The organism is Bacillus sp. L381, from assembly GCF_030284525.1.
Classification (GTDB): Bacteria; Bacillota; Bacilli; order Bacillales; family Bacillaceae; genus Bacillus; species Bacillus amyloliquefaciens.
Window position 1 is genome coordinate 1552455 of record NZ_CP127224.1, and the last position, 23151, is coordinate 1575605.

At 45.6% G+C, this 23151-nt stretch carries 28 protein-coding genes; all 28 read left to right on the forward strand.

Annotated features, from left to right (window positions below):
* Positions 1 to 4: 4 nt before the first annotated feature.
* Positions 5 to 448, forward strand: a complete 444-nt coding sequence (gene fliJ / locus QRX25_RS07905; protein WP_003154253.1) for a flagellar export protein FliJ — start codon at positions 5 to 7, stop codon at positions 446 to 448.
* 11 nt (positions 449 to 459) lie between these two features.
* On the forward strand, positions 460 to 1068 hold the full coding sequence (locus QRX25_RS07910; protein ID WP_065981447.1) for a MotE family protein: 609 nt from the start codon (positions 460 to 462) through the stop codon (positions 1066 to 1068).
* A gap of 6 nt (positions 1069 to 1074) precedes the next feature.
* Positions 1075 to 2418, forward strand: a complete 1344-nt coding sequence (locus QRX25_RS07915; RefSeq protein WP_212101361.1) for a flagellar hook-length control protein FliK — start codon at positions 1075 to 1077, stop codon at positions 2416 to 2418.
* Positions 2419 to 2850, forward strand: coding sequence for a flagellar hook assembly protein FlgD (flgD, locus tag QRX25_RS07920; RefSeq protein ID WP_065981449.1), 432 nt, complete (start codon positions 2419 to 2421; stop codon positions 2848 to 2850).
* Positions 2851 to 2874: 24 nt separating this feature from the next.
* Positions 2875 to 3651 (forward strand): flagellar basal body rod protein FlgG, encoded by a 777-nt coding sequence (flgG, locus tag QRX25_RS07925; RefSeq protein ID WP_013352263.1) that lies wholly within the window; start codon positions 2875 to 2877, stop codon positions 3649 to 3651.
* A 39-nt stretch (positions 3652 to 3690) separates the two neighbouring features.
* The gene (swrD, locus tag QRX25_RS07930; protein ID WP_013352264.1) at positions 3691 to 3906 is read left to right on the forward strand and encodes a swarming motility protein SwrD; all 216 of its coding nucleotides are present in this window, start codon (positions 3691 to 3693) and stop codon (positions 3904 to 3906) included.
* Positions 3903 to 4322, forward strand: a complete 420-nt coding sequence (gene fliL, locus QRX25_RS07935; protein WP_212101364.1) for a flagellar basal body-associated protein FliL — start codon at positions 3903 to 3905, stop codon at positions 4320 to 4322. The genes swrD and fliL overlap by 4 nt, the downstream gene beginning before the upstream one ends.
* Positions 4323 to 4355: 33 nt before the next feature.
* Complete coding sequence (fliM, locus tag QRX25_RS07940; RefSeq protein WP_065981451.1) at positions 4356 to 5354, forward strand: flagellar motor switch protein FliM; 999 nt, start codon at positions 4356 to 4358, stop codon at positions 5352 to 5354.
* Positions 5344 to 6483: a flagellar motor switch phosphatase FliY gene (fliY, locus tag QRX25_RS07945; RefSeq protein ID WP_115997240.1), complete on the forward strand. Its 1140-nt coding sequence runs from the start codon at positions 5344 to 5346 to the stop codon at positions 6481 to 6483. Before fliM ends, fliY begins: the two co-directional genes overlap by 11 nt.
* Before the next feature lie 26 nt (positions 6484 to 6509).
* On the forward strand, positions 6510 to 6872 hold the full coding sequence (gene cheY, locus QRX25_RS07950) for a chemotaxis protein CheY (RefSeq protein ID WP_003154238.1): 363 nt from the start codon (positions 6510 to 6512) through the stop codon (positions 6870 to 6872).
* A gap of 14 nt (positions 6873 to 6886) precedes the next feature.
* On the forward strand, positions 6887 to 7540 hold the full coding sequence (gene fliZ, locus QRX25_RS07955; RefSeq protein ID WP_013352268.1) for a flagella biosynthesis regulatory protein FliZ: 654 nt from the start codon (positions 6887 to 6889) through the stop codon (positions 7538 to 7540).
* Complete coding sequence (fliP, locus tag QRX25_RS07960; RefSeq protein WP_016936111.1) at positions 7533 to 8198, forward strand: flagellar type III secretion system pore protein FliP; 666 nt, start codon at positions 7533 to 7535, stop codon at positions 8196 to 8198. Before fliZ ends, fliP begins: the two co-directional genes overlap by 8 nt.
* Before the next feature lie 14 nt (positions 8199 to 8212).
* Positions 8213 to 8482 (forward strand): flagellar biosynthesis protein FliQ, encoded by a 270-nt coding sequence (gene fliQ, locus QRX25_RS07965; RefSeq protein ID WP_013352270.1) that lies wholly within the window; start codon positions 8213 to 8215, stop codon positions 8480 to 8482.
* Positions 8483 to 8488: 6 nt separating this feature from the next.
* Positions 8489 to 9268: a flagellar biosynthetic protein FliR gene (fliR, locus tag QRX25_RS07970; RefSeq protein ID WP_045506167.1), complete on the forward strand. Its 780-nt coding sequence runs from the start codon at positions 8489 to 8491 to the stop codon at positions 9266 to 9268.
* Positions 9268 to 10347: a flagellar biosynthesis protein FlhB gene (gene flhB, locus QRX25_RS07975; RefSeq protein ID WP_212101667.1), complete on the forward strand. Its 1080-nt coding sequence runs from the start codon at positions 9268 to 9270 to the stop codon at positions 10345 to 10347. Before fliR ends, flhB begins: the two co-directional genes overlap by 1 nt.
* Before the next feature lie 33 nt (positions 10348 to 10380).
* Entirely contained in the window at positions 10381 to 12414 is a 2034-nt protein-coding gene (gene flhA / locus QRX25_RS07980) for a flagellar biosynthesis protein FlhA (RefSeq protein WP_014470398.1), read from the forward strand.
* On the forward strand, positions 12414 to 13505 hold the full coding sequence (gene flhF, locus QRX25_RS07985; protein WP_212101367.1) for a flagellar biosynthesis GTPase FlhF: 1092 nt from the start codon (positions 12414 to 12416) through the stop codon (positions 13503 to 13505). The genes flhA and flhF overlap by 1 nt, the downstream gene beginning before the upstream one ends.
* A complete protein-coding gene (locus QRX25_RS07990) occupies positions 13502 to 14395 on the forward strand; it encodes a MinD/ParA family protein (RefSeq protein ID WP_065981456.1) in 894 nt (297 codons plus the stop codon). Before flhF ends, QRX25_RS07990 begins: the two co-directional genes overlap by 4 nt.
* Entirely contained in the window at positions 14392 to 15459 is a 1068-nt protein-coding gene (locus QRX25_RS07995) for a protein-glutamate methylesterase/protein-glutamine glutaminase (protein WP_212101370.1), read from the forward strand. Before QRX25_RS07990 ends, QRX25_RS07995 begins: the two co-directional genes overlap by 4 nt.
* 5 nt (positions 15460 to 15464) lie before the next feature.
* Positions 15465 to 17483, forward strand: a complete 2019-nt coding sequence (gene cheA, locus QRX25_RS08000) for a chemotaxis protein CheA (protein ID WP_212101373.1) — start codon at positions 15465 to 15467, stop codon at positions 17481 to 17483.
* 22 nt (positions 17484 to 17505) lie between these two features.
* Positions 17506 to 17979 (forward strand): chemotaxis protein CheW, encoded by a 474-nt coding sequence (cheW, locus tag QRX25_RS08005; RefSeq protein ID WP_013352278.1) that lies wholly within the window; start codon positions 17506 to 17508, stop codon positions 17977 to 17979.
* A 15-nt stretch (positions 17980 to 17994) separates the two neighbouring features.
* A complete protein-coding gene (gene cheC, locus QRX25_RS08010; protein WP_013352279.1) occupies positions 17995 to 18624 on the forward strand; it encodes a CheY-P phosphatase CheC in 630 nt (209 codons plus the stop codon).
* On the forward strand, positions 18621 to 19121 hold the full coding sequence (gene cheD, locus QRX25_RS08015; RefSeq protein WP_065981460.1) for a chemoreceptor glutamine deamidase CheD: 501 nt from the start codon (positions 18621 to 18623) through the stop codon (positions 19119 to 19121). The genes cheC and cheD overlap by 4 nt, the downstream gene beginning before the upstream one ends.
* 26 nt (positions 19122 to 19147) lie before the next feature.
* On the forward strand, positions 19148 to 19912 hold the full coding sequence (sigD, locus tag QRX25_RS08020) for an RNA polymerase sigma-28 factor SigD (protein ID WP_003154217.1): 765 nt from the start codon (positions 19148 to 19150) through the stop codon (positions 19910 to 19912).
* 27 nt (positions 19913 to 19939) lie between these two features.
* Positions 19940 to 20416, forward strand: coding sequence for a DUF6115 domain-containing protein (locus QRX25_RS08025; protein WP_212101376.1), 477 nt, complete (start codon positions 19940 to 19942; stop codon positions 20414 to 20416).
* A 143-nt stretch (positions 20417 to 20559) separates the two neighbouring features.
* A complete protein-coding gene (rpsB, locus tag QRX25_RS08030; RefSeq protein ID WP_003154215.1) occupies positions 20560 to 21300 on the forward strand; it encodes a 30S ribosomal protein S2 in 741 nt (246 codons plus the stop codon).
* A gap of 99 nt (positions 21301 to 21399) precedes the next feature.
* The gene (gene tsf, locus QRX25_RS08035) at positions 21400 to 22281 is read left to right on the forward strand and encodes a translation elongation factor Ts (RefSeq protein ID WP_007409794.1); all 882 of its coding nucleotides are present in this window, start codon (positions 21400 to 21402) and stop codon (positions 22279 to 22281) included.
* Positions 22282 to 22426: 145 nt separating this feature from the next.
* Positions 22427 to 23149 carry a UMP kinase gene (gene pyrH, locus QRX25_RS08040; RefSeq protein ID WP_003154213.1) on the forward strand — a complete coding sequence of 241 codons (723 nt, stop codon included), beginning with the start codon at positions 22427 to 22429 and terminating at the stop codon, positions 23147 to 23149.
* Positions 23150 to 23151 lie beyond the last annotated feature (2 nt).

The window sequence follows — 23151 nt, forward strand, 5'->3', positions numbered from 1 at the left end:
CATCGTGGCGTATCAATTCAGATTTCAAAAGCTGCTGGAATTAAAAGAAAATGAAAAAGATCAGACATTGACTGAATACAGACAGTCAGTTTCCGAATTTGAAACAGTGGCTGAAAAACTATATGAAAATATGAGCAAAAAAGAATTGCTCGAAAAAGACAAAGAATCAAAGCTGAAATGCGGGATGAGCGTTCAGGAAATGAGACATTATCAGCAATTCGTTTCCAATCTTGAGAACACCATCTATCATTATCAAAAGCTTGTCATCATGAAACGAAATGAAATGAATGAGAAGCAGGAACAGCTCACCGAAAAAAACATCGAAGTAAAGAAATTCGAAAAAATGCGGGAAAAACAATTTAACATGTTCGCACTTGAAGACAAAGCTGCAGAAATGAGAGAAATGGACGATATTTCAATCAAGCAGTTTATGATTCAAGGGCATTAGGAGCGAATGAAATGGCCGATAAAGAAAAGGGATCTGGAAAGTTCGGTTCAATCCTGCTTTTTATCATTATCCCGCTGATTTTTCTGATCATCGTCGCAAGCATCGTCCTTTGGGCTGCCGGCGTAGATGTGATGAAGCCGATTCAGGAAACAGCCGCTAAAACGCCTGTTTTAAAAGAATTGGTTCCTGAAACGAAAGAAACGAAAAGTGCGGCGGAAAAGCAGAAGGAAGACAGAACGGCTTCTCTTGAAAAGACCATAAAGGAACAAAAAAGTGAAATTAACATTTTGAATAAAGATTTGGACACAAGCAAATCCGAAATCGACAATCTGAATCAGAAAATCCGTTCACTGAAACAGGAAGCTGAACAGCAGCAGAAAACGGATGATACGAAAAAAGCCGCTTCGGATTCAGCCGGAAAAGATAAAATGATCAACATTTATAAAAGTATGGATAGCGGTAAAGCGGCAAGCATTATCGTAAAGCTGAAAGAAAAAGAAGCCCTCGATATTTTAAACGGATTAAGTAAAAAGCAGCTTGCTGACATCTTGACGAAAATGACTCCTGAACAAGCGGCTAAATATACAGAAAAACTATCCGCTGACGGAAATAAGGAGTGATGTAAGTTGAAGCTGCTTGAAATAACGGGGAATCGTACGCAGACTGCGCAAAACAGCAATGTGAAGATGAATGTAAACAGCTTAGGCCTATTTCAGAACTGGCTTCTGTCGGAAATCACTTCTCAACAGCAGCCCGGAGATGAAGCAAAAACAAGTGATGCAAAGCTGAATGAAGCTCTTTCGAAAATCGGTGATTGGCTGAAGGCCGGTCCCGAAGATCAAGAACTGCAGCTGAAACAGCTGCTTGAGGCGGTAAAAGCTCTTGAAGGAAAGCAAACGACTGAAACAGCTCTTCCTTTGTTGAAACAGCTTGCTGAATCTGTCGAAGACATGTTAGCCGGCAAACGGCATGGGGTGAAGCCTGAAAAAAATGAGCCGAATTCTTCCGCAAAGGATGAGAATTCCGCCCGCGATGCGCTGGAGACGGGCCTTCTATTCATTCAAGAAGCTGTAGCCCGGCTCTTCACGCATCAAGAGGAGCTGCCGGACAGCGCACAGGCAAAGGCAGTTTACCAGGAAGGCACCCGTTTATTAGATGCGTTGAAAAAACAAGGCGTACCGGACCGTGTGATTCAAGACCTGCGGCAGACGCTATTTCCGAAAAACGAATCTGCATCTAAGCTTTACTCCATGTCGGCCGCTGAGCTGAAGAGCTTTCAAAGCGTCGCTAAGCAGCTTGCGGGCCTTTCTCAAAAAGGGACAAAGGAATGGAATATGGCTGAAACTGAGCTGAAAGCTTTTGTGTTATCTCAATCATCTGAATCATCCCAAGAGTCAGCCGTGAAAACCGATCAGCAAAACGGCGGCACAGTTTCTCACGTAAAGGAGACTGACAGCAAATTGTCTGCGCATATTCTGTTTTCGGGAACGAGAAGCATTGCCGGTATTCAGCAAGCGTCCGCAGGAGCTGAACAGCAGCCGGCAGAAAATAAACCGTTAACGGAGCAGGTCATCAGCGGCTGGAAACAGATGAAATACACGCCTTTCGGGAAAACAACCGGAAGCTTTACGATTCGTCTTAATCCCGAGAACCTCGGGTTTGTCACAATTAAGGTGACAAACGAAAACGGGATGTTTCAAAGCAAAATCATCGCATCAAGCCAGTCTGCGAAAGAGCTGCTGGAACAGCATCTTCCTCAGCTGAAACAGTCGCTTCCGAATATGTCGGTTCAGATCGACCGTTTTACCGTCCCGCTTCAAAGCGGGGATCAGCAGCCGGTTTACGGGCAGACGGCCGACCAAAATAAACAGCAGCATCAGGGACAGAGAGAGCAGAAGAACCAGCAGCAGTCAGGCGATTTCGGAGACATGCTGGAGGAGCTTTCTCTCAATGAAATGGAGGAAGAATAGTTGACATCAGTAAACTCGGACTATGCCGCGGCGGGTGCTTCAAGCACGAAGAGCACCGCCGCCGTGAACAGCAGCACGAATTTAGGAAAAGACGAATTTCTGAAGATCTTAATGACGCAGGTTCAGAACCAGGACCCGCTCAATCCGGTTGATGACAAAGAATTCATCAGCCAGATGGCGACATTTTCTTCATTGGAACAAATGATGAACCTAAATACGACGATGACAAAATATGTCGAAAATCAAGATCCGTTTACAATGTATGTGAACTGGATCGGCAAAAACGTCACATTCAGCGACAGCGACGGGAAGGATCAGACAAGTCCCGTCAATTCAGTAAAACACTCAAACGGCAATTATGTGCTCGTGCTTGAAAACGGCAAAGAAGTCAGTCCGTGGAATGTGACGGCAGTCAGCGACACATCTAAATAAAAAGAAACCCAGGGGGAATTTAACATGTTACGTTCATTATATTCCGGTATCAGCGGCATGAAAAACTTTCAGACAAAACTAGATGTAATCGGCAATAACATCGCCAATGTCAACACAGTGGGATTTAAGAAAAGCCGCGTTACGTTTAAAGATATGATCAGCCAGACAGTCGCCGGCGGTTCAAACGTGACCAATTCAAAACAAATCGGCTTGGGTGCCGCGACTTCTTCCATTGATGTCGTTCATTCTACCGGCGCGCCGCAGGCTACACAGAATAAAAGCGACCTTGCCATTGACGGAGACGGCTATTTTCAGATTAATACAGGTTCGGGAATCGTTTACACACGGGCTGGGAATTTCGGAAAAGACAATAAAGGCAACCTTGTTACAACTGACGGATACTACCTTGAAAAAATCGGCGGCGGCAAAATCAACATTCCGACTGATGCGAAAGATTACAGTATCGGTGCGGACGGAACCGTTACATACACTGATGCGGGGGATGCGGTTCATAATGCCGGGCAAATCGGTCTGGTCACGTTCCCTAACAGCTCCGGTCTGGAAAAAATCGGAGGAAACCTTTACAGAGAATCGTTAAGTTCAGGAGCTGCGAGCGCTGTTACCACTCCGGGCGAAAATGGCACGGGTAAGCTTTTGGCTGGCTATCTTGAAATGTCAAACGTTGATCTGACAGATGAATTCACCGAAATGATCGTTGCACAGCGCGGTTTCCAATCAAACTCAAAAATCATTACGACTTCAGATGAAATCCTTCAGGAGCTGGTTAATCTGAAACGGTAAGGAGGGAGGAGAAGCGGCTAGGCCGCTTCTCCGGATAGCATGATTCAAGTCACCCGTTTAAACGGCCAGCCTTTTACGCTGAACGCGCTGTTTATCGAACAGATTGAGTGCTTCCCCGACACGACGATTACACTGTCAAACGGCAAAAAGTTCGTGGTGAAAGAACCGGAAGAAGCAGTTCTCGAAAAAGTCATATCGTTTTACCATAGCATACAAATATTTTCACTGGATCAGGGAATAGAGGAAGAAGAATGAAGAAAAAATTAGTCATCATTATGCTGATTATTTTAATTGTCATCGCGGGCCTCGGAATGGCAGCGTATTTTGTCGTCAGCGGAAATTCCAATAAAGACAAAAAGCCGACAATCGACGAAGTCGTTGCAGCCACTGTGTCTGTCGACGATATCACGACAAACCTAAAGTCTGACAGCATCATCCGCATCGGCATCAAGCTTGAGACCGACTCGGCTAAAGCGAAGGAAGAACTTGAAAAACGCGATTTTCAGGTGAAAGACAACATTATTTCCATTTTAGCCGATACAAGCGCCGGAGAGATTGAGGGAGATAAAGGAAGAGAAGCGTTTAAACAATCATTAAAAGAAAAAGTAAACAGCTATCTCCAAGAAGGAAAAGTTCAGAAAGTGTACATTACCTCCTTTAATCTGCAATAAAAACAAATTTGACAGAATACGGAGGTGAAGAAGATGTCAGGAGAAGTTCTCTCCCAAAATGAAATAGACGCACTGCTTTCCGCCATTTCGACGGGTGAGGCGGATGCGGAAGAGCTGAAAAAGGAAGTTAAAGAGAAAAAAGTAAAGGTATACGATTTTAAACGGGCGCTCAGGTTTTCGAAAGATCAGATACGAAGTTTAACCCGGATACATGATAACTTTGCGAGGCTTCTCACAACACATTTTTCCGCCAAGCTCAGAACGTATATTCATATATCTGTCAGCTCAGTCGACCAGGTGCCGTATGAAGAATTTATCCGTTCCATACCGAACATGACGATCCTGAATTTATTCGATGTTCATCCGATGGAAGGCAGAATCATGCTTGAGGTTAATCCCACCATCGCATACGCCATGCTTGACCGCGTCATGGGAGGCATCGGCATCACGCATAACAAAGCTGACAATCTTACGGAAATTGAAACAAACATTATTTCTAACTTATTTGAAAATGCACTGGGCAACTACAAAGAAGCTTGGCAATCCATTGCTGATATTGACCCTGAAATGACTGAATTTGAAGTGAATCCTCAGTTTGTACAGATGGTTTCGCCAAATGAAACAGTCGTGGTCATTTCTCTCAATACGCAGATCGGTGAAATCAGCGGTGTCATTAATCTTTGTATTCCCCATGTCGTGCTTGAGCCGATTATCCCTAAGCTTTCCGTACACTATTGGATGCAATCAGACCGGAATGAAGCGAAGCCCGAAGAAACGAAGTCGCTTGAAAAGCGCATCATGACGGCTGAAATTCCCGTTGTGGCTCTCTTGGGCGCTTCTGAACTGACAATAGAAGAATTTTTAAGTTTGGAAGTCGGGGACTGTATAACTCTGGACAAATCAGTGACTGATCCTCTTACTGTATTGGTCGGAAACAAACCGAAGTTTTTAGGGCAGGCCGGCCGGGTGAATCGAAGACAGGCAGTGCAAATTTTAGATCACGACATAAGAGGTGAACAAGATGAACAATAGATTATCTCAAGATGAAATCGATGCTCTTCTTAATGGCACAGGCAGTCACTCAGAGGATACAGAACAGCCTCAAGAAGCGAACTTGTCTGAACTTGAGCGTGATGCGATCGGAGAAATCGGGAATATTTCGTTCGGCAGCTCGGCTACGGCGCTGTCCACTCTTTTAAATCAAAAAGTGGATATTACGACGCCGAGTGTGACCGTCATTTCAAAAAGCAAAATCAGTGATGAATTTCCTCATCCGTATGTTGCCATTGAAGTGAACTACACAGAAGGATTTGACGGCAGCAATTTGCTCGTCGTAGAACAAAGCGACGCGGCCATCATCGCGGATTTGATGATCGGGGGAGACGGCCAAGGCGCCGATCCGTCACTCGGTGAGATCCACCTGAGCGCCGTGCAGGAAGCAATGAATCAAATGATGGGCTCGGCTGCTACGTCAATGTCGACCGTATTCAGTAAAAAGATTGACATTTCTCCGCCAAGGGTTGAACTTCTGGATGTGACGGAAGAAAAAGGGACAGACAGAATACCTGAGGATGACCTGCTCGTAAAAGTTTCATTCCGTTTGAAAGTCGGTGAACTAATCGATTCAAGCATCATGCAGCTTTATCCGATCACATTTGCGAAAGATCTGATCGCAGAGCTGATGGATACAGATCAGCCTGAGGCCGATGCCGATGAAACCGTATCAGAACCGCGGGAAACATACGAAACGCCGCAGCCGGAACCTGCCATTCAGCAGGAGCCGCAGGCAAAACCCGAGCTTCCGAAGAGACAGGGAACTGCTAAAAAAGCTGCCCCTGTTCAAGTCGCTCCGGTGGAGTTCCAGGCGTTTGATCAAAACGCAGCGGAGGGGCACGGTTCAAGGAATAACCTTGATATGCTGATGGATATCCCGCTTTCCGTTACGGTCGAGCTCGGCAGAACGAAGAGAAGCGTTAAAGAAATCCTGGAACTTTCTGCGGGAAGCATTATTGAGCTTGACAAGCTGGCGGGTGAGCCCGTTGACATCCTGGTCAATCAGCGGATCGTAGCAAAGGGCGAGGTCGTTGTCATAGAAGAAAATTTCGGCGTGAGAGTCACTGATATTTTAAGTCAGGCAGACCGCCTTAACAATTTAAAATAAGCGAACATAGAGGAGAGAAACAGATTATGGCACATAGAATTTTAATTGTAGACGATGCAGCATTTATGAGAATGATGATCAAGGATATTTTAGTGAAGAACGGTTTTGACGTTGTTGCTGAAGCTTCGGACGGAGCACAGGCTGTCGAAAAATTCAAAGAGCATTCGCCTGACCTTGTGACAATGGATATTACAATGCCTGAAATGGACGGGATTACCGCATTAAAGGAAATTAAACAAATCGATCCGCAGGCGAAAATCATCATGTGTTCGGCTATGGGGCAGCAGTCAATGGTTATTGACGCGATTCAAGCCGGCGCAAAAGACTTTATCGTGAAGCCATTCCAAGCAGACCGCGTGCTTGAAGCCATTAATAAAACATTAAGCTAAAGGGTGTACGACTGTTGAAAAAGAGTCATGGTTTACTAGCTTTGATTTGTTGTTTCGTTTTACTCAATGTACATCCGTTCCCTGCTTTTGCGGCGGAGTCTGACAATTCCACTGTAAATGAATGGTTTGACAAACAATCAACAAACAAAACAGAGAAAAAAAGCGATACATCGAAACAAACGGCTGATCAAGAGATAGGGGATGCTTCTGCATCTTCTGTCTCCGCTTTTGATTTTGTAAAGATGATTGGGGCGTTATTATTTGTCATTCTGCTGATCTACGGAGTTGTCAAACTGATGAATAAAAGAAACCGCCTTCTGAAGCCGTTTCAATATGTAGAAAATATCGGCGGAACGTCAGTCGGCCAAAACCGCTCCGTGCAGCTGATTAAAGTGGGAAACAGTGTTCTCGTAGTCGGTGTCGGCGAGACGATACAGCTTTTAAAAGAAATTGAAGATGAAAAAGAGCGCGAGGCGATTCTGAGCCAATACGAAGAGGCGATGTCCTCAAAAGTGGAATGGACCAAACTCGTAAATCCGCGTAAGGATGGAGAAAAGAAGCCGCAAACGATGCTTCCGTCGTTTTCAAAAGCGCTGAAAGAACAGCTGAACGAGCTGAAACAAAGCCGTTCTGAAGGAAAGAAGAAAGGCCCGTATCATCATGAATGAATTCATTAATCTTTTTAATTCAAGCAGTCCGACCGAAGTCAGCTCCACTGTTAAATTACTGCTGCTTTTGACTGTCTTTTCAGTGGCGCCAGGGATTCTGATTTTGATGACCTGCTTTACGAGAATCGTCATCGTCCTGTCCTTTGTGAGAACTTCACTGGCGACGCAGAACATGCCTCCGAATCAGGTTTTAATCGGTCTTGCGCTGTTCTTGACGTTTTTTATTATGGCTCCGACTTTTTCAGAGATTAATAAGGATGCCTTAACGCCGTTGATGAACAACAAAATCAGTCTCGATGAAGCATATACAAAAGCCGAGAAACCGATTAAAGAGTATATGAGCAAGCATACGAGGCAGAAGGATCTGGCGCTGTTTATGAACTATGCCAAAATGAAAAAACCCGAATCGATTCAGGACATTCCTTTGACGACGATGGTGCCCGCTTATGCGATCTCAGAACTCAAAACCGCTTTTCAAATGGGCTTTATGATTTTTATTCCGTTTTTAATTATCGATATGGTTGTGGCGAGCGTCTTAATGTCAATGGGAATGATGATGCTTCCGCCGGTTATGATCTCTCTGCCCTTTAAAATATTGCTTTTCGTTTTGGTCGATGGATGGTATTTAATCGTGAAATCTTTGCTTGACAGCTTTTAGGGTAGGTGCTAATTGTGAGTTCAGAATTTGTAATTTCCATGGCGGAAAAAGCCGTATATGTAACACTTATGATCTGCGGGCCGCTGCTTGCGATCGCGCTGATCGTCGGTTTGCTCGTCAGTATCTTTCAAGCGACAACTCAAATCCAGGAACAGACGCTTGCGTTCATTCCGAAAATCGTGGCGGTGATGCTCGGATTGATCTTTTTCGGTCCTTGGATGCTGTCGACGATTCTTTCGTTTACAACTGATCTGTTCTCTCATCTGAACCGATTTGCAGGGTAGAATCAAATGAATTCCATCATTGATTTATTTCCCGCTTTTTTATTGGTTTTTATCAGAATTTCTGCTTTTTTTGTAACGGTGCCGGTGTTCGGGCACCGGAATCTGCCGGCGGTTCACCGAATCGGCTTTGCTTTTTTTCTTTCAGTGATCTGTTTCAGCACACTGAAACATGCGCCGGCAATTGACATAGGGGAACAGTATATGCTGCTTGTCATAAAAGAGGCCGTTGTGGGCTTGAGCCTCGGGCTGATTGCTTTCATGATGATGGCAGCGATCCAGATAGCAGGTTCCTTTATTGATTTTCAAATGGGCTTTTCCATCGCCAATGTAATTGATCCGCAATCAGGCACGCAAAGCCCGCTGATCGGCCAATTCGTTTATACGCTGGCGCTGTTATTTATGCTCAGTGTAAACGCCCATTATCTTTTATTGGACGGGATTTATTACAGCTTTCAGTATATCCCGCTTGATCAGGCATTTCCGTCGTTTGGAAATGACCACTTTGGACTTTTTATCGCAAAAAGCTTCAATGCCATGTTCATTATCGCTTTTCAAATGTCTGCGCCGGTTGTGGCCAGTCTGTTTTTAGTTGATTTGGCGCTCGGCATTGTGGCGCGAACGGTGCCGCAGCTGAACGTTTTCGTGGTCGGGCTTCCCCTGAAAATAGCCGTGAGCTTTATTATGCTGATCGTTTGTATGGCGGTGATGTTTGTCATCGTCCGCAATATCTTCAGCCTCACCGTTGAAACAATGCGGAATCTATTGGCATTGGTCGGTGTGACATGATGAGACTCAGACTGAATCTGCAATTCTTTGCCGGTGAAAAAACGGAAAAAGCCACCCCGAAAAAACGGAAGGATACAAGAAAGAAAGGGCAGGTCGCGAAAAGTACGGATGTGAATACAGCCGTTTCTTTACTGATTATCTTTCTTTCGCTGATCGCGCTCGGACCTTATATGCGGGACAGGCTGCTGTCCTTTATTAAAACGTTTTATACGAAATCGATAGCATTAGAATTGTCAGAATCTAACGTACATGAGCTTTTTGTGGATACAGTGAAAGATATCAGCTTCATTCTTGCGCCGATTATGCTGGTCGCACTTTTGGCAGGTATCGTGTCCAATTACATGCAGGTGGGTTTTCTGTTTTCCGCGGAAGTCCTCAAGCCTGACCTGAACAAGCTCAGCCCCTTGAAAGGATTTAAGCGGATTTACAGCATGAGGGCGATAGTTGAACTGGTCAAATCCATTTTGAAGATTACCGTGGTCGGTTTTGCCGCTTTTATGGTGCTCTGGCTGCATTATGGCGATATTCTCCGCCTTCCGCTTTTAACGCCTGCGGAAGTGCTCACTTTCGTTTCTAAACTCACTCTTTGGATGGGGCTTGCGGGCTCGGGGGCTTTAATGCTGCTGGCCGGGCTTGATTACTTATACCAGCGTTTTGACTATGAGAAAAATATCAGAATGTCAAAGCAGGATATAAAAGATGAATATAAAAAATCGGAGGGTGATCCGATTATCAAGTCCAAAATTAAGCAGAAGCAGCGAGAAATGGCAATGAGGCGAATGATGCAGGAAGTGCCGAAAGCCGACGTCATCATTACCAACCCGACCCACTATGCGATTGCTTTAAAATATGATGAAAAGAAAATGGATGCCCCTTACATTGTTGCTAAAGGGGTCGATCATCTCGCATTAAAAATCAGGCAGATCGCCAAAGAGCACGATGTCATGACGATTGAAAACAGGCCGCTCGCGCGTGCGTTATATGATCAGGTGGACATTGACCAGGCCGTGCCGGAAGAGTTTTTCAAAGTCATCGCGGAAATTTTAGCTTATGTATATAAAACGAAACAAAAAGTATAGTGAATTTCAGATTCAAAAGGAGAGAAAAACAGCATGTCAACAAGAGATTTATCGGTTTTAATAAGTGTTGTCCTCATTGTGGCAATGCTGGTGATTCCATTCCCTCCATGGTTGTTAAGTATTTTGATCATCATTAATATCTCTCTTGCGTTGATCGTGCTTCTCACCACAATGAATATGCAAGAACCGCTGCAATTCTCGATCTTTCCGTCATTGCTGCTGTTATTGACGCTTTTTCGCCTTGCGCTCAATGTGTCGACGACACGTTCGATTCTTTCTCATGGAGAAGGGGGAAAGGTTGTTGAGACATTCGGGAATTTCGTTGTCGGCGGAAATGTGCTGGTAGGGCTTGTTGTCTTCATTATCTTGATTATTATTCAGTTTATCGTCATTACAAAAGGCGCCGAGAGAGTATCAGAAGTCGCGGCGAGATTTACGCTCGATGCGATGCCCGGAAAACAAATGAGTATTGACGCGGATTTAAACGCCGGCATGATTACGGAGCAGGACGCAAAGCACAGACGTGAAAAAGTCGCCCGGGAAGCGGATTTTTACGGCGCCATGGATGGTGCGAGCAAATTCGTCAAAGGGGATGCCATCGCGGGTATCATCATCGTGATGATCAATATTATTTTCGGGATCGTAATCGGCATGCTGCAGCAGGGGATGAGCATACAAGAAGCTGCTTCTCACTTTACAATGCTGACGGTCGGTGACGGTATCGTTTCTCAAATGCCGGCCTTGCTCATTTCTACGGCTACGGGGATTGTCGTGACGAGAGCGGCATCTGAAGGAAACCTCGGTCATGATATTACAGGCCAGCTGTTCGCTTATCCGAAGCTCTTGTATGTAGCCGCGGGAACTGTTCTTTTGCTTGGTCTTCTTACACCGATCGGCATTCTGCTGACGGGGCCGATTGCCGGTCTGCTTGCATTCGGCGCCTACACGCTGTCCAAAACGGATAAGCCGAGCGAAGAAGAGGAAGAAATTCTTGAAGAAGAGGCTCAGGCGGATGAACTGAAAAGCCCGGAAAGCGTTGTGCAGCTTTTACATATTGATCCGATCGAATTTGAGTTCGGATACGGGCTTGTGCCGCTTGCAGACGCGGGGCAGGGCGGTGATCTTCTTGACCGGATCGTCATGATCAGACGTCAGCTTGCGCTTGAATTGGGGCTTGTCATTCCGGTTGTGCGTATCAGGGATAACATCGCGCTTCAGCCGAATGAATACCGATTGAAAATTAAAGGCAACGAAGTCGCTAAAGGAGAGCTTCTGCTTGATCATTACTTAGCGATGTCGCCGACGCCTGAAGATGATGTCATTGAAGGAATTGAAACGATTGAGCCGTCGTTTGGACTGCCTGCAAAATGGATCAGTGAAGCAGCGAAGGATGAAGCCGACATGCTGGGGTATACCGTTGTTGATCCGGCGTCTGTCGTATCCACGCATATTACAGAAAAGATTAAGCAGCATGCCCATGAACTGGTCGGCAGACAGGAAACAAAGCAGCTGATCGATCATCTGAAGGAAAATTATCCTGTGCTTGTTGAGGAAGTCACGCCAAATCCTCTTTCTGTCGGCGATATTCAAAAAGTGCTTGCCAAATTGCTGAGAGAAAAAGTTTCAATCAGAAACTTGGTGACCATTTTTGAAACACTTGCCGATTACGGAAGATTAACGACAGATTCAGACCTTTTGACAGAATACGCGAGACAGTCGCTTGCCAAACAAATCACGGCTCAATATGCGAGAGAGCATGAAACGCTGAAAGTCATGACATGCTCAGGCCGGGTGGAAAAAGCAATTGCAGACGGGGTTCAGCAGACTGAACAGGGCAATTACTTGTCGCTCGATCCCGAGGTTTCAGACAGTATCATCCGTTCTGTCGCTAAAGAGGCCGAGCAGCTTTCCATCCGGCAGGAGACGGCGATTCTTCTTTGCTCGCCTGCTGTCAGAATGTATGTAAAACAGCTGTTAGAACGCTATTTCCCTGATCTGCCGGTTCTTTCTTATAATGAGCTGGAAGCAAACGTTGAAGTACAGAGCATTGGAGTGGTGGATATTTAATGAAGATAAAAAAATTTACAGCCGCTTCAATGCAGGATGCCGCGAAGCAAATCAAAAAGGAACTCGGCAACGATGCCGTTATTTTACATTCAAAACAAGTAAAGAAACGAAAATGGCTGGGGCTGCGGTCACAGCAGGCCGTTGAAGTGATAGCCGTTTTAGATCGTGACGTCAGGGAAACGAGAAAAACTCCGCCTGCTGGCGGTGAAGAAATGAAAAAGACGGAAAAGGCGGAGAAAGCTGAGCCCGTTCAGCCGCCGCGTCTTTCTGATCACAGCACTTCAGGCGATCTGGCGCATTACAAAGAGGTGCTTCCTGAACCATTAAAAAAAGCCGAGAGACTATTGAAGCAAGCCGGGCTTCCTGATCGTACGCAAAACACCGTGCTGAGTGAATTGCTCCGTTCTTCAATTGCTTCCGGCGATTTAACTGAAGAAAATGTCAACTCGAAACTGCAGGATTTGTTAGTGAAAAAACTCCCTTCAGCAGACAGGTGGCAGGAAGGAATTCAATCAAAATACGTCGTGCTTTTCGGTTCAACCGGAGCCGGCAAAACGACTACACTTGCAAAACTCGCAGCCTCATCAATGCTGACAGAGCACAAAAAAATTGCATTTATGACGACGGATACTTACCGGATTGCCGCGGTTGAACAGCTGAAGACATATGCTGAGCTGCTTCAGGCTCCTCTTGAAGTATGTTATTCAAAAGAAGAATGTCTGAAGGCGCAGGAAAAATTCGCTGAATATGACCATGTTTTCATTGATACAGCAGGAAGAAATTTCAAAGAAGAGCAGTATATTACGGAATTACAGGAGATGATTCCGTTTGACTCAGGTTTACAATCCTTTCTCGTATTATCGGCATCTGCAAAATATGAAGATATGAAACAGGTGCTGAAACAGTTTTCCGGTGTGCCGGTCAATCAATTCATTTTTACGAAAACGGATGAAACCGCCTCACTCGGTTCCGTGTTTCAAGTGCTGTCGGAATCAAGAATCGGTGCGGCCTATCTGACAAATGGACAGGATGTGCCTGAAGACATCCTTTCGGTTTCACCAAAAGAGTTTGTAAGGATGCTTTTGACATGAAACCCGATCAGGCAGAGTCATTAAGAAGGAAAATGAGGCAGCGGCAATTGATCAAGCCGGAGCTTTATGAAAAAAAAGCGAAGACATTGGCCGTCATCAGCGGTAAAGGCGGCGTCGGAAAATCTAATTTAACATTAAACATGGCAGTTGCCCTGCAGGAAAAAGGGAAAAAAGCACTCATCATTGATCTTGACATCGGAATGGGCAACATTGATGTGCTGATCGGCGCTGCTTCTTCCCGCACCATTATTGATGTGATGGAGAATCGGTACGCGCTGGCTCAATCACTGTCCTCCGGTCCGAAAGGCCTTCGCTACATATCCGGAGGAACAGGGCTTGAGGCGATCTACCAAGCTGACAGAGAGAAGTGGTCGGCTTTTATGAACGGTCTTTCCGCTGTATTAAGCGATTTTGATTACGTCCTGTTTGATATGGGAGCGGGACTTTCAAAAGAACAGCTGCCGTTTATTTTATCGGCGGAAGATATTCTCGCCGTGACAACGCCTGAGCCGACGGCAATTATGGATGCCTACAGCGCGATCAAACATCTCTTTCTCGCGGATGAGCGGCTGACCGTAAATATTGCCGTCAATCGCGCCCGCGCCCAAAAACATGCGCTGGACACGTACACCCGCCTTTCTCACGCGATTCATACGTTTTTAGGCGCGGAGGTGCGTTTCGCCGGCTCCATACCCGATGATCCGCTAGTAAGTCAAGCTGTCATTGACCAGGTGCCTTTTTTAATAAAAAGTCCTCAAGCAAAAGCCAGCAGGTCCGTCCGTCTTTTGACGGATGTCTTGTTTCAAACGGAAGAAAACAAACCAAGAGAAGAGAAACCGGCATTTATTGAGAGATTATCTTCTTTTTTAATGAGGAGGACTTTACAGTGATTCGTGTGCTTGTCGTTGATGACTCAGCTTTTATGAGAAAGATGATTACAGATTTTCTGGCTGCGGAAGGGCAGATAGAAGTCATCGGGACAGCCAGAAACGGAGAAGAGGCGCTGAAAAAAATAGAGCTTCTTAAGCCGGATGTTGTCACGCTTGATATTGAAATGCCGGTCATGAACGGAACGGATACATTGCGGAAAATCATCAGCATATATAAACTTCCCGTAATCATGGTATCGAGCCAGACGCAGCAAGGAAAAGACCGAACGATCAATTGCCTAGAAATGGGCGCTTTTGATTTTATCACCAAGCCTTCTGGAGCGATTTCACTTGATCTTTATAAAATTAAAGAACAGCTGATTGAAAGGGTGATTGCCGCCGGACTGTCCCGCGCAAAAAAAACTGAGGCGGCAGTAAAAGAGCCTCTCACCCCGGAACGTCCGGCTGCGGCGGGATTTGAGAGGCCGAAAGCAAAATCCGATAAGCAGGCCGTATTTATTGCGACTTCTACAGGCGGACCGCGGGCTCTGCAAAAGGTGATTCCGAAGCTGCCGAAAGATTTAAAAGCGCCTGTCTTTGTCGTGCAGCACATGCCTGAAGGCTTTACCGCTTCACTTGCAGACAGGCTGAACCATTTGTCGGATATTCAGGTGAAGGAAGCGGAAAACGGTGAAGAGGCTAAAGACGGATGGGTGTACATCGCGCCCGGCGGAAAGAATATGACGGTTGCAGAGGACAGCGGAACACTCCGCATCATTCTAGACGTTCATGAGACGGAAAGCCGGCATAAACCGTCAGCCGATTATTTGTTTCGTTCGGCAAGCCGATTGTCTGATTATGAAAAGGTAGCCGTCATTATGACCGGCATGGGCAGTGACGGAACCGAAGGCGTAAAAGAAATGCTCAGAACAGGCGGCGTTAAAACAATTGCGGAGTCTGACGAATCCTGTGTTGTGTTCGGAATGCCGAAGTCAGCGATAAAAGCGGGCCTCATTCATGAGATTAAACATGTGGAAGAAATCGCGGCATCCATCACCGGATGTGTGAAAAAAGAGAGGGTGTGAATCAATTGGATATGAATCAATATTTAGATGTCTTTATTGATGAAAGTAAAGAGCACTTACAGACATGTAACGAAAAGCTGCTGCTGTTGGAAAAAGATCCGTCAGACCTTCAGATTGTGCATGACATCTTCAGAGCCGCCCATACGCTGAAAGGCATGAGCGCAACGATGGGATATACAGATCTGGCGCATTTAACCCACCTGATGGAAAATGTGCTGGACGCCATCCGCAACGGAGAAATGCCGGTTACATCAGACTGGCTGGATGTGCTGTTTGAAGCGCTTGATCATCTTGAAGAGATGGTGCAGTCCATTATTGACGGAGGAGACGGCAAGCGCGACATTTCTGAAGTGAGCGCGAAGCTCGACGTAAACGCGGTGCATGAGACTGCCGCTTCAGCTGAAACGGCAGAACGGCCGGTTTCAACGCAACAGGCTTCAGCTGAATGGAATTATGATGAGTTCGAACGGACTGTCATTGAAGAGGCAGAAGAGCAGGGGTTCAGCCGCTATGAAATAACGGTTTCCCTGAATGAAAGCTGTATGCTCAAAGCCGTGCGCGTGTATATGATATTTGAAAAGCTGAATGAAGCCGGTGAAGTCGCAAAAACGATACCTGCCGCGGAAGTGCTTGAGACGGAAGATTTCGGAACGGATTTTCAGGTGTGTTTCCTGACGAAGCAGCCTGCTGAAGAAATTAAAGAGCTTATCAGCGGCATTTCAGAAGTGGAAAATGTCGAGCTTTCTGTCGGCGCGCCGTTAAAAACGGCCGAAAAACCGCAAGCGCCTGAACCGGTGAAAGAAGTTCCGGCTAAAACAGCCGAGAAACAGCCAAAGCCGCAAGCGAAAGCGGAAGAACAGCCGAAGCACCACAGCGGATCGAAAACGATTCGTGTCAACATTGAGAGACTGGATTCTTCGATGAACCTTTTTGAAGAACTTGTCATTGACCGCGGACGCCTTGAGCAGATCGCCAAAGAGCTTGAACACAATGAACTGACTGAAACTGTTGAACGCCTGACAAGAATCTCCGGGGACCTTCAGTCTATTATTCTTAATATGCGGATGGTGCCGGTAGAAACAGTCTTTAACCGGTTCCCGAGAATGATCCGCCAGCTTCAAAAGGAATTAAACAAGAAAATTGAATTGTCCATCATCGGCGCTGAAACGGAACTGGACCGCACGGTGATTGATGAAATCGGCGATCCGCTTGTCCATTTAATCAGAAACAGCATCGATCACGGCATTGAATCACCTGAAGTGCGGGTGAATAAAGGAAAACCGGAATCAGGTCATGTTGTGCTTAAAGCATATCACAGCGGCAACCACGTCTTTATTGAGGTTGAAGATGACGGGGCAGGCCTGAACAGAAAGAAAATTCTTGAAAAAGCGCTCGAACGGAATGTAATCACTGAACGTGATGCTGAAACGCTTGAAGATAATGAGATTTACGAGCTTATTTTTGCACCGGGCTTTTCGACTGCCGATCAAATTTCTGACATTTCAGGGCGGGGTGTCGGCCTGGATGTTGTGAAAAATAAACTCGAGTCCCTCGGCGGCTCTGTCAGTGTCAAATCCGCGGAAGGGCAAGGTTCTCTTTTCAGTATTCAGCTTCCGCTGACACTTTCAATTATATCCGTCCTTCTCATTAAACTTGAAGAAGAGACTTTTGCGATCCCGATTTCTTCTATTATAGAGACGGCTGTTATTGATAAGAAAGATATCCTGCAGACGCATGACAGAGAAGTGATTGATTTCAGAGGGCAAATCGTCCCGATCGTCTATCTGAAAAAAGAATTCGGCATTACGGATTCAAAACAGGATGCGGATCAGTTCCATATGATCGTGGTGAAAAAGGGCGATAAATCTACTGCTTTTGTCGTGGACTCTTTTATCGGCCAGCAGGAAGTTGTACTGAAATCACTCGGTGACTATTTAACGAACGTCTTTGCGATTTCCGGCGCTACGATTCTTGGAAACGGAGAAGTGGCGCTGATTATTGATTGCAATGCGCTGATCTACTAAAACGACACGAGGAGGTGCCCGCATGACTGCTGAAATCAAAACAGGTGAAAAAATGATTGTGTTTATGATAAACGGAAAAGAATACGCTATTTCAGTTTCCCAGGTAAAATCAATTGAAAAGTGGCAAAAACCGACGAGAGTCCCGGGAGTGGAATCTTATATCCGCGGTGTTATCAACCTGCGCGGGGTGATTACGCCGGTTCTTGATTTAAGAAAACGTTTGAACCAGCCTGAACAGGACATCACAGAAGAGACACGGATAATCATCATTTCTTACCGTGACGCCGATGTCGGCTGGGTCGTGGATGAGGCCAATGACGTCATCACCGTGCATGAAAATGAAATCGAATCCGCGCCTGAAAGCCAGACAAAGGAAGCGGATGTGTGGATTAAACAGATCGTAAAGCAAGATAACAGGCTCCTCAATATTATCGATGCGCATGCGGTGCTGGATAAAGGTGCTTCGGCATCTGCGTCTGGAGAGCCGAATGCTTAAAGGGGATAAGACAACATGAGTAAGTTTGAAGCCATCAAAGAAGAGCAGATGGATATTTTGCGGGAAGTCGGAAATATCGGGGCTGGTCATTCAGCTTCTGCCATGGCTCAGCTGCTGAACAGAAAGATTGATATGGAAGTGCCGTTTGCGACTTTATTGACATTTGATGAGCTTGCTGATTTTTTCGGCGGTGCCGAAACGCCGGTCGCCAGTATCTTTTTAAGAATGGAAGGCGACATGACCGGTTCTATCTTTCTCATCATGCCTTTTCATCAAGCGGAACAGTTTATCAGAGAGCTGATCGGGAATCCGAATTTTGATATTGACCAGTTGGGCGAAGATCATTTGAGTTCTTCTGCTTTACATGAGTTCGGCAATATTTTAGCAGGTTCCTATCTAACGGCATTGGCTGATTTGACGAAGCTTGAGATTTACCCGAGCGTGCCGGAAATCTCGCTTGATATGTTCGGTGCGGTTATCAGCGAAGGACTGATGGAGCTCAGCCAAGTCGGAGAACATGCCATTGTCGTGGATACTTCTATTTTTGATCAGGGCAGCCGGCAGGAGCTCAAAGCCCATATGTTTATGCTCCCGGACTATGATTCTTTTGAAAAGCTCTTCGTCTCATTGGGTGCGGCTTTATGAGCCGTGCGGAAGCCGCAGTCGTTAAAGTGGGGATTGCGGATGTTCAAGTCGCGCGTTACCCGGATAAAATCCGGACTTCGGGACTCGGTTCATGTGTGGGGCTGGTTTTATACGATAAAGACAAACAAACGGCAGGACTTGTTCACGTCATGCTGCCGGACTCCGGTTTATCGAAAACGGCGGAGCTTAACCGTGCAAAATACGCAGACACCGCCGTTAAGACGACGATTGACATGCTTTTGAAAGCCGGATGCCGCAAGTTTGCCCTGAAGGCAAAACTCGCCGGGGGAGCGGAGATGTTTAAGTTCAAAATGACAAACGATCTGATGAAAATCGGCCCAAGGAACGTAGCGGCCATCAAAGAGCAGCTTTCATTATATAGCATCCCGGTCATCAGTGAAGATACCGGCGGCTCAAGCGGCCGGACGATTGAATTTGAGCCAAAGTCCTGCATGCTGCACATCCGAACTGTTAAACAAGGTGAAACAACGATTTAATAAAGGTATGAGGTAGGGGGATAACGATGCAATCCTTGAATTATGAAGATCAGGTGCTGTGGTCGCGCTGGAAAGAGTGGAAAGATCCTAAAGCCGGTGATGATTTAATGCGCCGTTACATGCCGCTGGTCACATATCATGTCGGCAGAATTTCCGTCGGACTGCCGAAATCGGTGCATAAAGACGATCTAATGAGCCTTGGTATGCTCGGTTTATACGATGCCCTAGAAAAATTCGACCCCGGCCGGGATTTAAAGTTTGATACCTATGCCTCGTTTAGAATTCGCGGTGCAATCATCGACGGGCTGCGTAAAGAAGATTGGCTGCCCAGAACTTCACGGGAGAAGACAAAAAAAGTCGAAGCGGCGATCGAAAAACTTGAACAGCGCTACCTTCGGAATGTGACGCCTTCAGAGATCGCCGAAGAGCTGGGGATGACGGAGCAGGACGTAGTATCAACGATGAATGAAGGTTTTTTTGCCAATCTCTTATCAATTGATGAAAAGCTTCACGACCAGGATGACGGTGAGAATATTCAAGTGATGATCAGAGATGACAAAAATGTGCCGCCGGAAGAAAAAATTATGAAGGACGAGCTGATCGCTCAGCTTGCAGGGAAAATCCACGAGCTTTCTGAAAAAGAACAGCTTGTCGTCAGTTTATTTTATAAAGAAGAACTGACTCTGACCGAAATCGGACAAGTTCTGAACCTTTCGACCTCGCGGATTTCGCAGATTCATTCAAAGGCGCTGTTTAAATTAAAGCATCTGCTTGAAAAAGTAATTCAATAATGAACTCATGGTTAGCGAGTGAAAAACATGTCAACACTATTATGGCTTTTAAGCTTTGTGCTTCACGGCGTACTGCTTTATGCCGTCATTATTCTGTACACGAGGTTTTCAGCCCTCAAGGAGGCGGAGCGTCAGCAGAAGAAGATTCTTGAAGAGACGGAAAACACCCTTGCTGCGTTTCTGCTTGAATTAAAAGAAGAAAATGAAAGACTTGAAGATACAAAAAGCCGGGCTGATCAAGACTCAGGTGCAGAAGACGCACGGCCCCGGCCAGCCGAACCGCAAAAAGAGCCTGATATTCCGGACCACATGGAAAAGCTCATCAGTGCAACGGAACGGGCTGAAAGCGAGGAAAACAGCGGCGCGCCTTCGTTTGAAGAACGTGTTTCGGAATTATATGAACAGGGGCTTACCCCCGCGGAAATCGCCAGACGGATGAAGAGCGGAAAGACCGAAATCGAGCTGTTTTTAAAATTTCGCGGCAAAGCTGTAAAGGATTCTTGATTGTCGCATAAAGCTGTGTTATATTATGTCTTGGTGTTAAATACACACGCTTAACGATTTATGCAGAGGGTGCTGCAGGCGGCAGTTCTGCACAAAAATGACCTAAGCGGAGGAAAAAAACCATTTTATTAGGAGGAAATCACATGTCAGTTATTTCTATGAAACAATTGCTTGAAGCTGGTGTTCACTTCGGCCACCAAACACGCCGCTGGAACCCAAAAATGAAGCGTTACATTTTCACGGAGCGTAACGGAATCTACATCATTGACCTTCAAAAAACAGTGAAAAAAGTAGAGGAAGCTTACAACTTCACGAAAAACCTTGCTGCTGAAGGCGGAAAAATCCTTTTCGTCGGCACAAAAAAACAAGCTCAGGATTCTGTTAAAGAAGAAGCTGTACGCTCTGGCATGTACTATGTCAACCAACGCTGGTTGGGCGGTACACTGACAAACTTCGAAACAATCCAAAAACGCATTAAGCGTCTGAAAGACATCGAAAAAATGCAAGAAAACGGTACGTTTGAAGTACTTCCGAAAAAAGAAGTTGTTCAATTGAAAAAAGAATTAGAGCGTCTTGAAAAATTCCTAGGCGGAATTAAAGACATGAAGGATCTTCCTGATGCATTATTCATCATCGATCCTCGCAAAGAGCGCATCGCTGTTGCGGAAGCTCGCAAATTGAACATTCCTATCATCGGAATTGTAGATACAAACTGTGATCCTGATGAAATTGATGTCGTAATCCCTGCAAACGATGACGCAATCCGCGCTGTCAAACTTCTTACTTCTAAAATGGCAGATGCTATTCTTGAAGCGAAGCAAGGCGAAGAAGAAGCGGAAGCTGCTGAAGAGACTGCACCTGAAACAGAAACGACAACTGCGTAACCTAATCAAAAGGTGATAAGAGGGACTGCCTTTTATCACCTTTTTTCAAGAAAAATGTATCTATACATATCTTGTTTACACATATAAGGAGGAATTCAAATGGCTATTACTGCACAGCAGGTAAAAGAACTGCGTCAAAAAACAGGCGCTGGTATGATGGACTGTAAAAAAGCGTTGACTGAAACTGACGGAGATATGGACAAAGCAATCGACCTTCTAAGAGAAAAAGGGATTGCGAAAGCGGCTAAAAAAGCTGACCGTATCGCTGCTGAAGGTTCTACTCTTATTAAAACTGACGGCAACAAAGGCGTTATCCTAGAAGTAAACTCTGAAACTGATTTCGTTGCGAAAAACGAAGGTTTCAAAGAGCTTCTGAACACACTTGCTGACCACCTTCTTGCAAACGCTCCTGCTGATCTTGAAGAAGCAATGGGTCAAAAGATGGAAAACGGTTCTACTGTTGAAGAATACATCACAAGCAACGTTGCTAAAATCGGAGAGAAAATCACTCTTCGCCGTTTTGCTGTTATTACAAAAGAAGACAGCGAAGCGTTCGGTGCTTACCTTCACATGGGAGGCCGCATCGGCGTATTATCTGTTCTTAGCGGAACAACTGACGAAGATCTTGCAAAAGACATCGCGATGCATGTTGCAGCGGTAAATCCTCGTTACATTTCACGTGACCAAGTGTCAGAAGAAGAAGCAAACCATGAGCGTCAGATCCTGACTCAGCAAGCTCTTCAAGAAGGCAAACCGGAAAACATCGTAGCTAAAATGGTTGAAGGCCGTCTGAACAAATTCTTCGAAGAAATTTGCTTATTAGACCAAGCTTTCGTTAAAAACCCAGACGAAAAAGTGAAACAAGTTGTGGCTGCGAAAAACGCATCTGTTAAAACTTACGTCCGCTACGAAGTTGGAGAAGGTATTGAAAAACGCCAAGAAAACTTTGCTGAAGAAGTTATGAACCAAGTGAAAAAATAATGGCGGAAAGCCTTGGCGAATCTTTCGCGGCTTTTCAGGCAGTATAGGGGACACTACTTGTGTTCCCTATTTTTAAAACTATATTTACAAACCTTTTTTTCTCTTGCATAATAGGAAACGGCAATGTTTACACTTGGAGGTTATTATGGAAAAACCAAAATACAATCGTATCGTTTTAAAGCTTAGCGGAGAAGCACTGGCAGGAGAGCAGGGAAACGGCATTAATCCGACTGTCATCCAATCCATCGCTAAACAGGTAAAAGAAATCGCTGAGCTTGACGTCGAAGTGGCCGTAGTCGTAGGCGGCGGCAACTTATGGCGCGGAAAAACAGGCAGTGACTTAGGAATGGACCGTGCGACGGCCGATTATATGGGCATGCTTGCTACTGTCATGAACTCACTTGCCCTGCAGGACAGCCTTGAAACTCTCGGAATTCAGTCCAGAGTGCAGACATCAATTGAAATGCGTCAGGTCGCTGAGCCTTACATCAGAAGAAAAGCCATCCGCCACTTGGAGAAAAAACGCGTTGTGATTTTTGCCGCAGGAACGGGAAACCCTTATTTCTCTACGGACACAACCGCAGCGCTGCGTGCCGCTGAAATCGAAGCGGATGTGATCTTAATGGCGAAAAATAATGTCGACGGTGTGTATAATGCTGATCCGAGAAAAGATGAGTCAGCCGTTAAATACGAAAAATTATCTTATCTCGATGTGTTAAAAGACGGGCTGGAAGTCATGGATTCTACGGCTTCTTCACTATGTATGGATAATGATATTCCGCTGATCGTCTTTTCTATTATGGAAGAAGGAAATATTAAGCGTGCCGTAATCGGCGAATCAATCGGAACGATCGTAAGGGGGAAATAACG

Coding starts and splice junctions, on each gene's coding strand:
- sigD (WP_003154217.1), top strand. CDS start 19,148: ATGCAATCCTTGAATTATGAAGATCAGGTGCTGTGGTCGCGCTGGAAA.
- swrD (WP_013352264.1), top strand. CDS start 3,691: ATGATTCAAGTCACCCGTTTAAACGGCCAGCCTTTTACGCTGAACGCG.
- pyrH (WP_003154213.1), top strand. CDS start 22,427: ATGGAAAAACCAAAATACAATCGTATCGTTTTAAAGCTTAGCGGAGAA.
- cheD (WP_065981460.1), top strand. CDS start 18,621: ATGAGCCGTGCGGAAGCCGCAGTCGTTAAAGTGGGGATTGCGGATGTT.
- fliM (WP_065981451.1), top strand. CDS start 4,356: ATGTCAGGAGAAGTTCTCTCCCAAAATGAAATAGACGCACTGCTTTCC.
- flhF (WP_212101367.1), top strand. CDS start 12,414: ATGAAGATAAAAAAATTTACAGCCGCTTCAATGCAGGATGCCGCGAAG.
- QRX25_RS07990 (WP_065981456.1), top strand. CDS start 13,502: ATGAAACCCGATCAGGCAGAGTCATTAAGAAGGAAAATGAGGCAGCGG.
- rpsB (WP_003154215.1), top strand. CDS start 20,560: ATGTCAGTTATTTCTATGAAACAATTGCTTGAAGCTGGTGTTCACTTC.
- fliL (WP_212101364.1), top strand. CDS start 3,903: ATGAAGAAAAAATTAGTCATCATTATGCTGATTATTTTAATTGTCATC.
- flhA (WP_014470398.1), top strand. CDS start 10,381: ATGTCAACAAGAGATTTATCGGTTTTAATAAGTGTTGTCCTCATTGTG.
- cheW (WP_013352278.1), top strand. CDS start 17,506: ATGACTGCTGAAATCAAAACAGGTGAAAAAATGATTGTGTTTATGATA.
- QRX25_RS07910 (WP_065981447.1), top strand. CDS start 460: ATGGCCGATAAAGAAAAGGGATCTGGAAAGTTCGGTTCAATCCTGCTT.
- fliR (WP_045506167.1), top strand. CDS start 8,489: ATGAATTCCATCATTGATTTATTTCCCGCTTTTTTATTGGTTTTTATC.
- flgG (WP_013352263.1), top strand. CDS start 2,875: ATGTTACGTTCATTATATTCCGGTATCAGCGGCATGAAAAACTTTCAG.
- flhB (WP_212101667.1), top strand. CDS start 9,268: ATGAGACTCAGACTGAATCTGCAATTCTTTGCCGGTGAAAAAACGGAA.
- tsf (WP_007409794.1), top strand. CDS start 21,400: ATGGCTATTACTGCACAGCAGGTAAAAGAACTGCGTCAAAAAACAGGC.
- QRX25_RS08025 (WP_212101376.1), top strand. CDS start 19,940: ATGTCAACACTATTATGGCTTTTAAGCTTTGTGCTTCACGGCGTACTG.
- fliP (WP_016936111.1), top strand. CDS start 7,533: ATGAATGAATTCATTAATCTTTTTAATTCAAGCAGTCCGACCGAAGTC.
- cheC (WP_013352279.1), top strand. CDS start 17,995: ATGAGTAAGTTTGAAGCCATCAAAGAAGAGCAGATGGATATTTTGCGG.
- cheY (WP_003154238.1), top strand. CDS start 6,510: ATGGCACATAGAATTTTAATTGTAGACGATGCAGCATTTATGAGAATG.
- fliY (WP_115997240.1), top strand. CDS start 5,344: ATGAACAATAGATTATCTCAAGATGAAATCGATGCTCTTCTTAATGGC.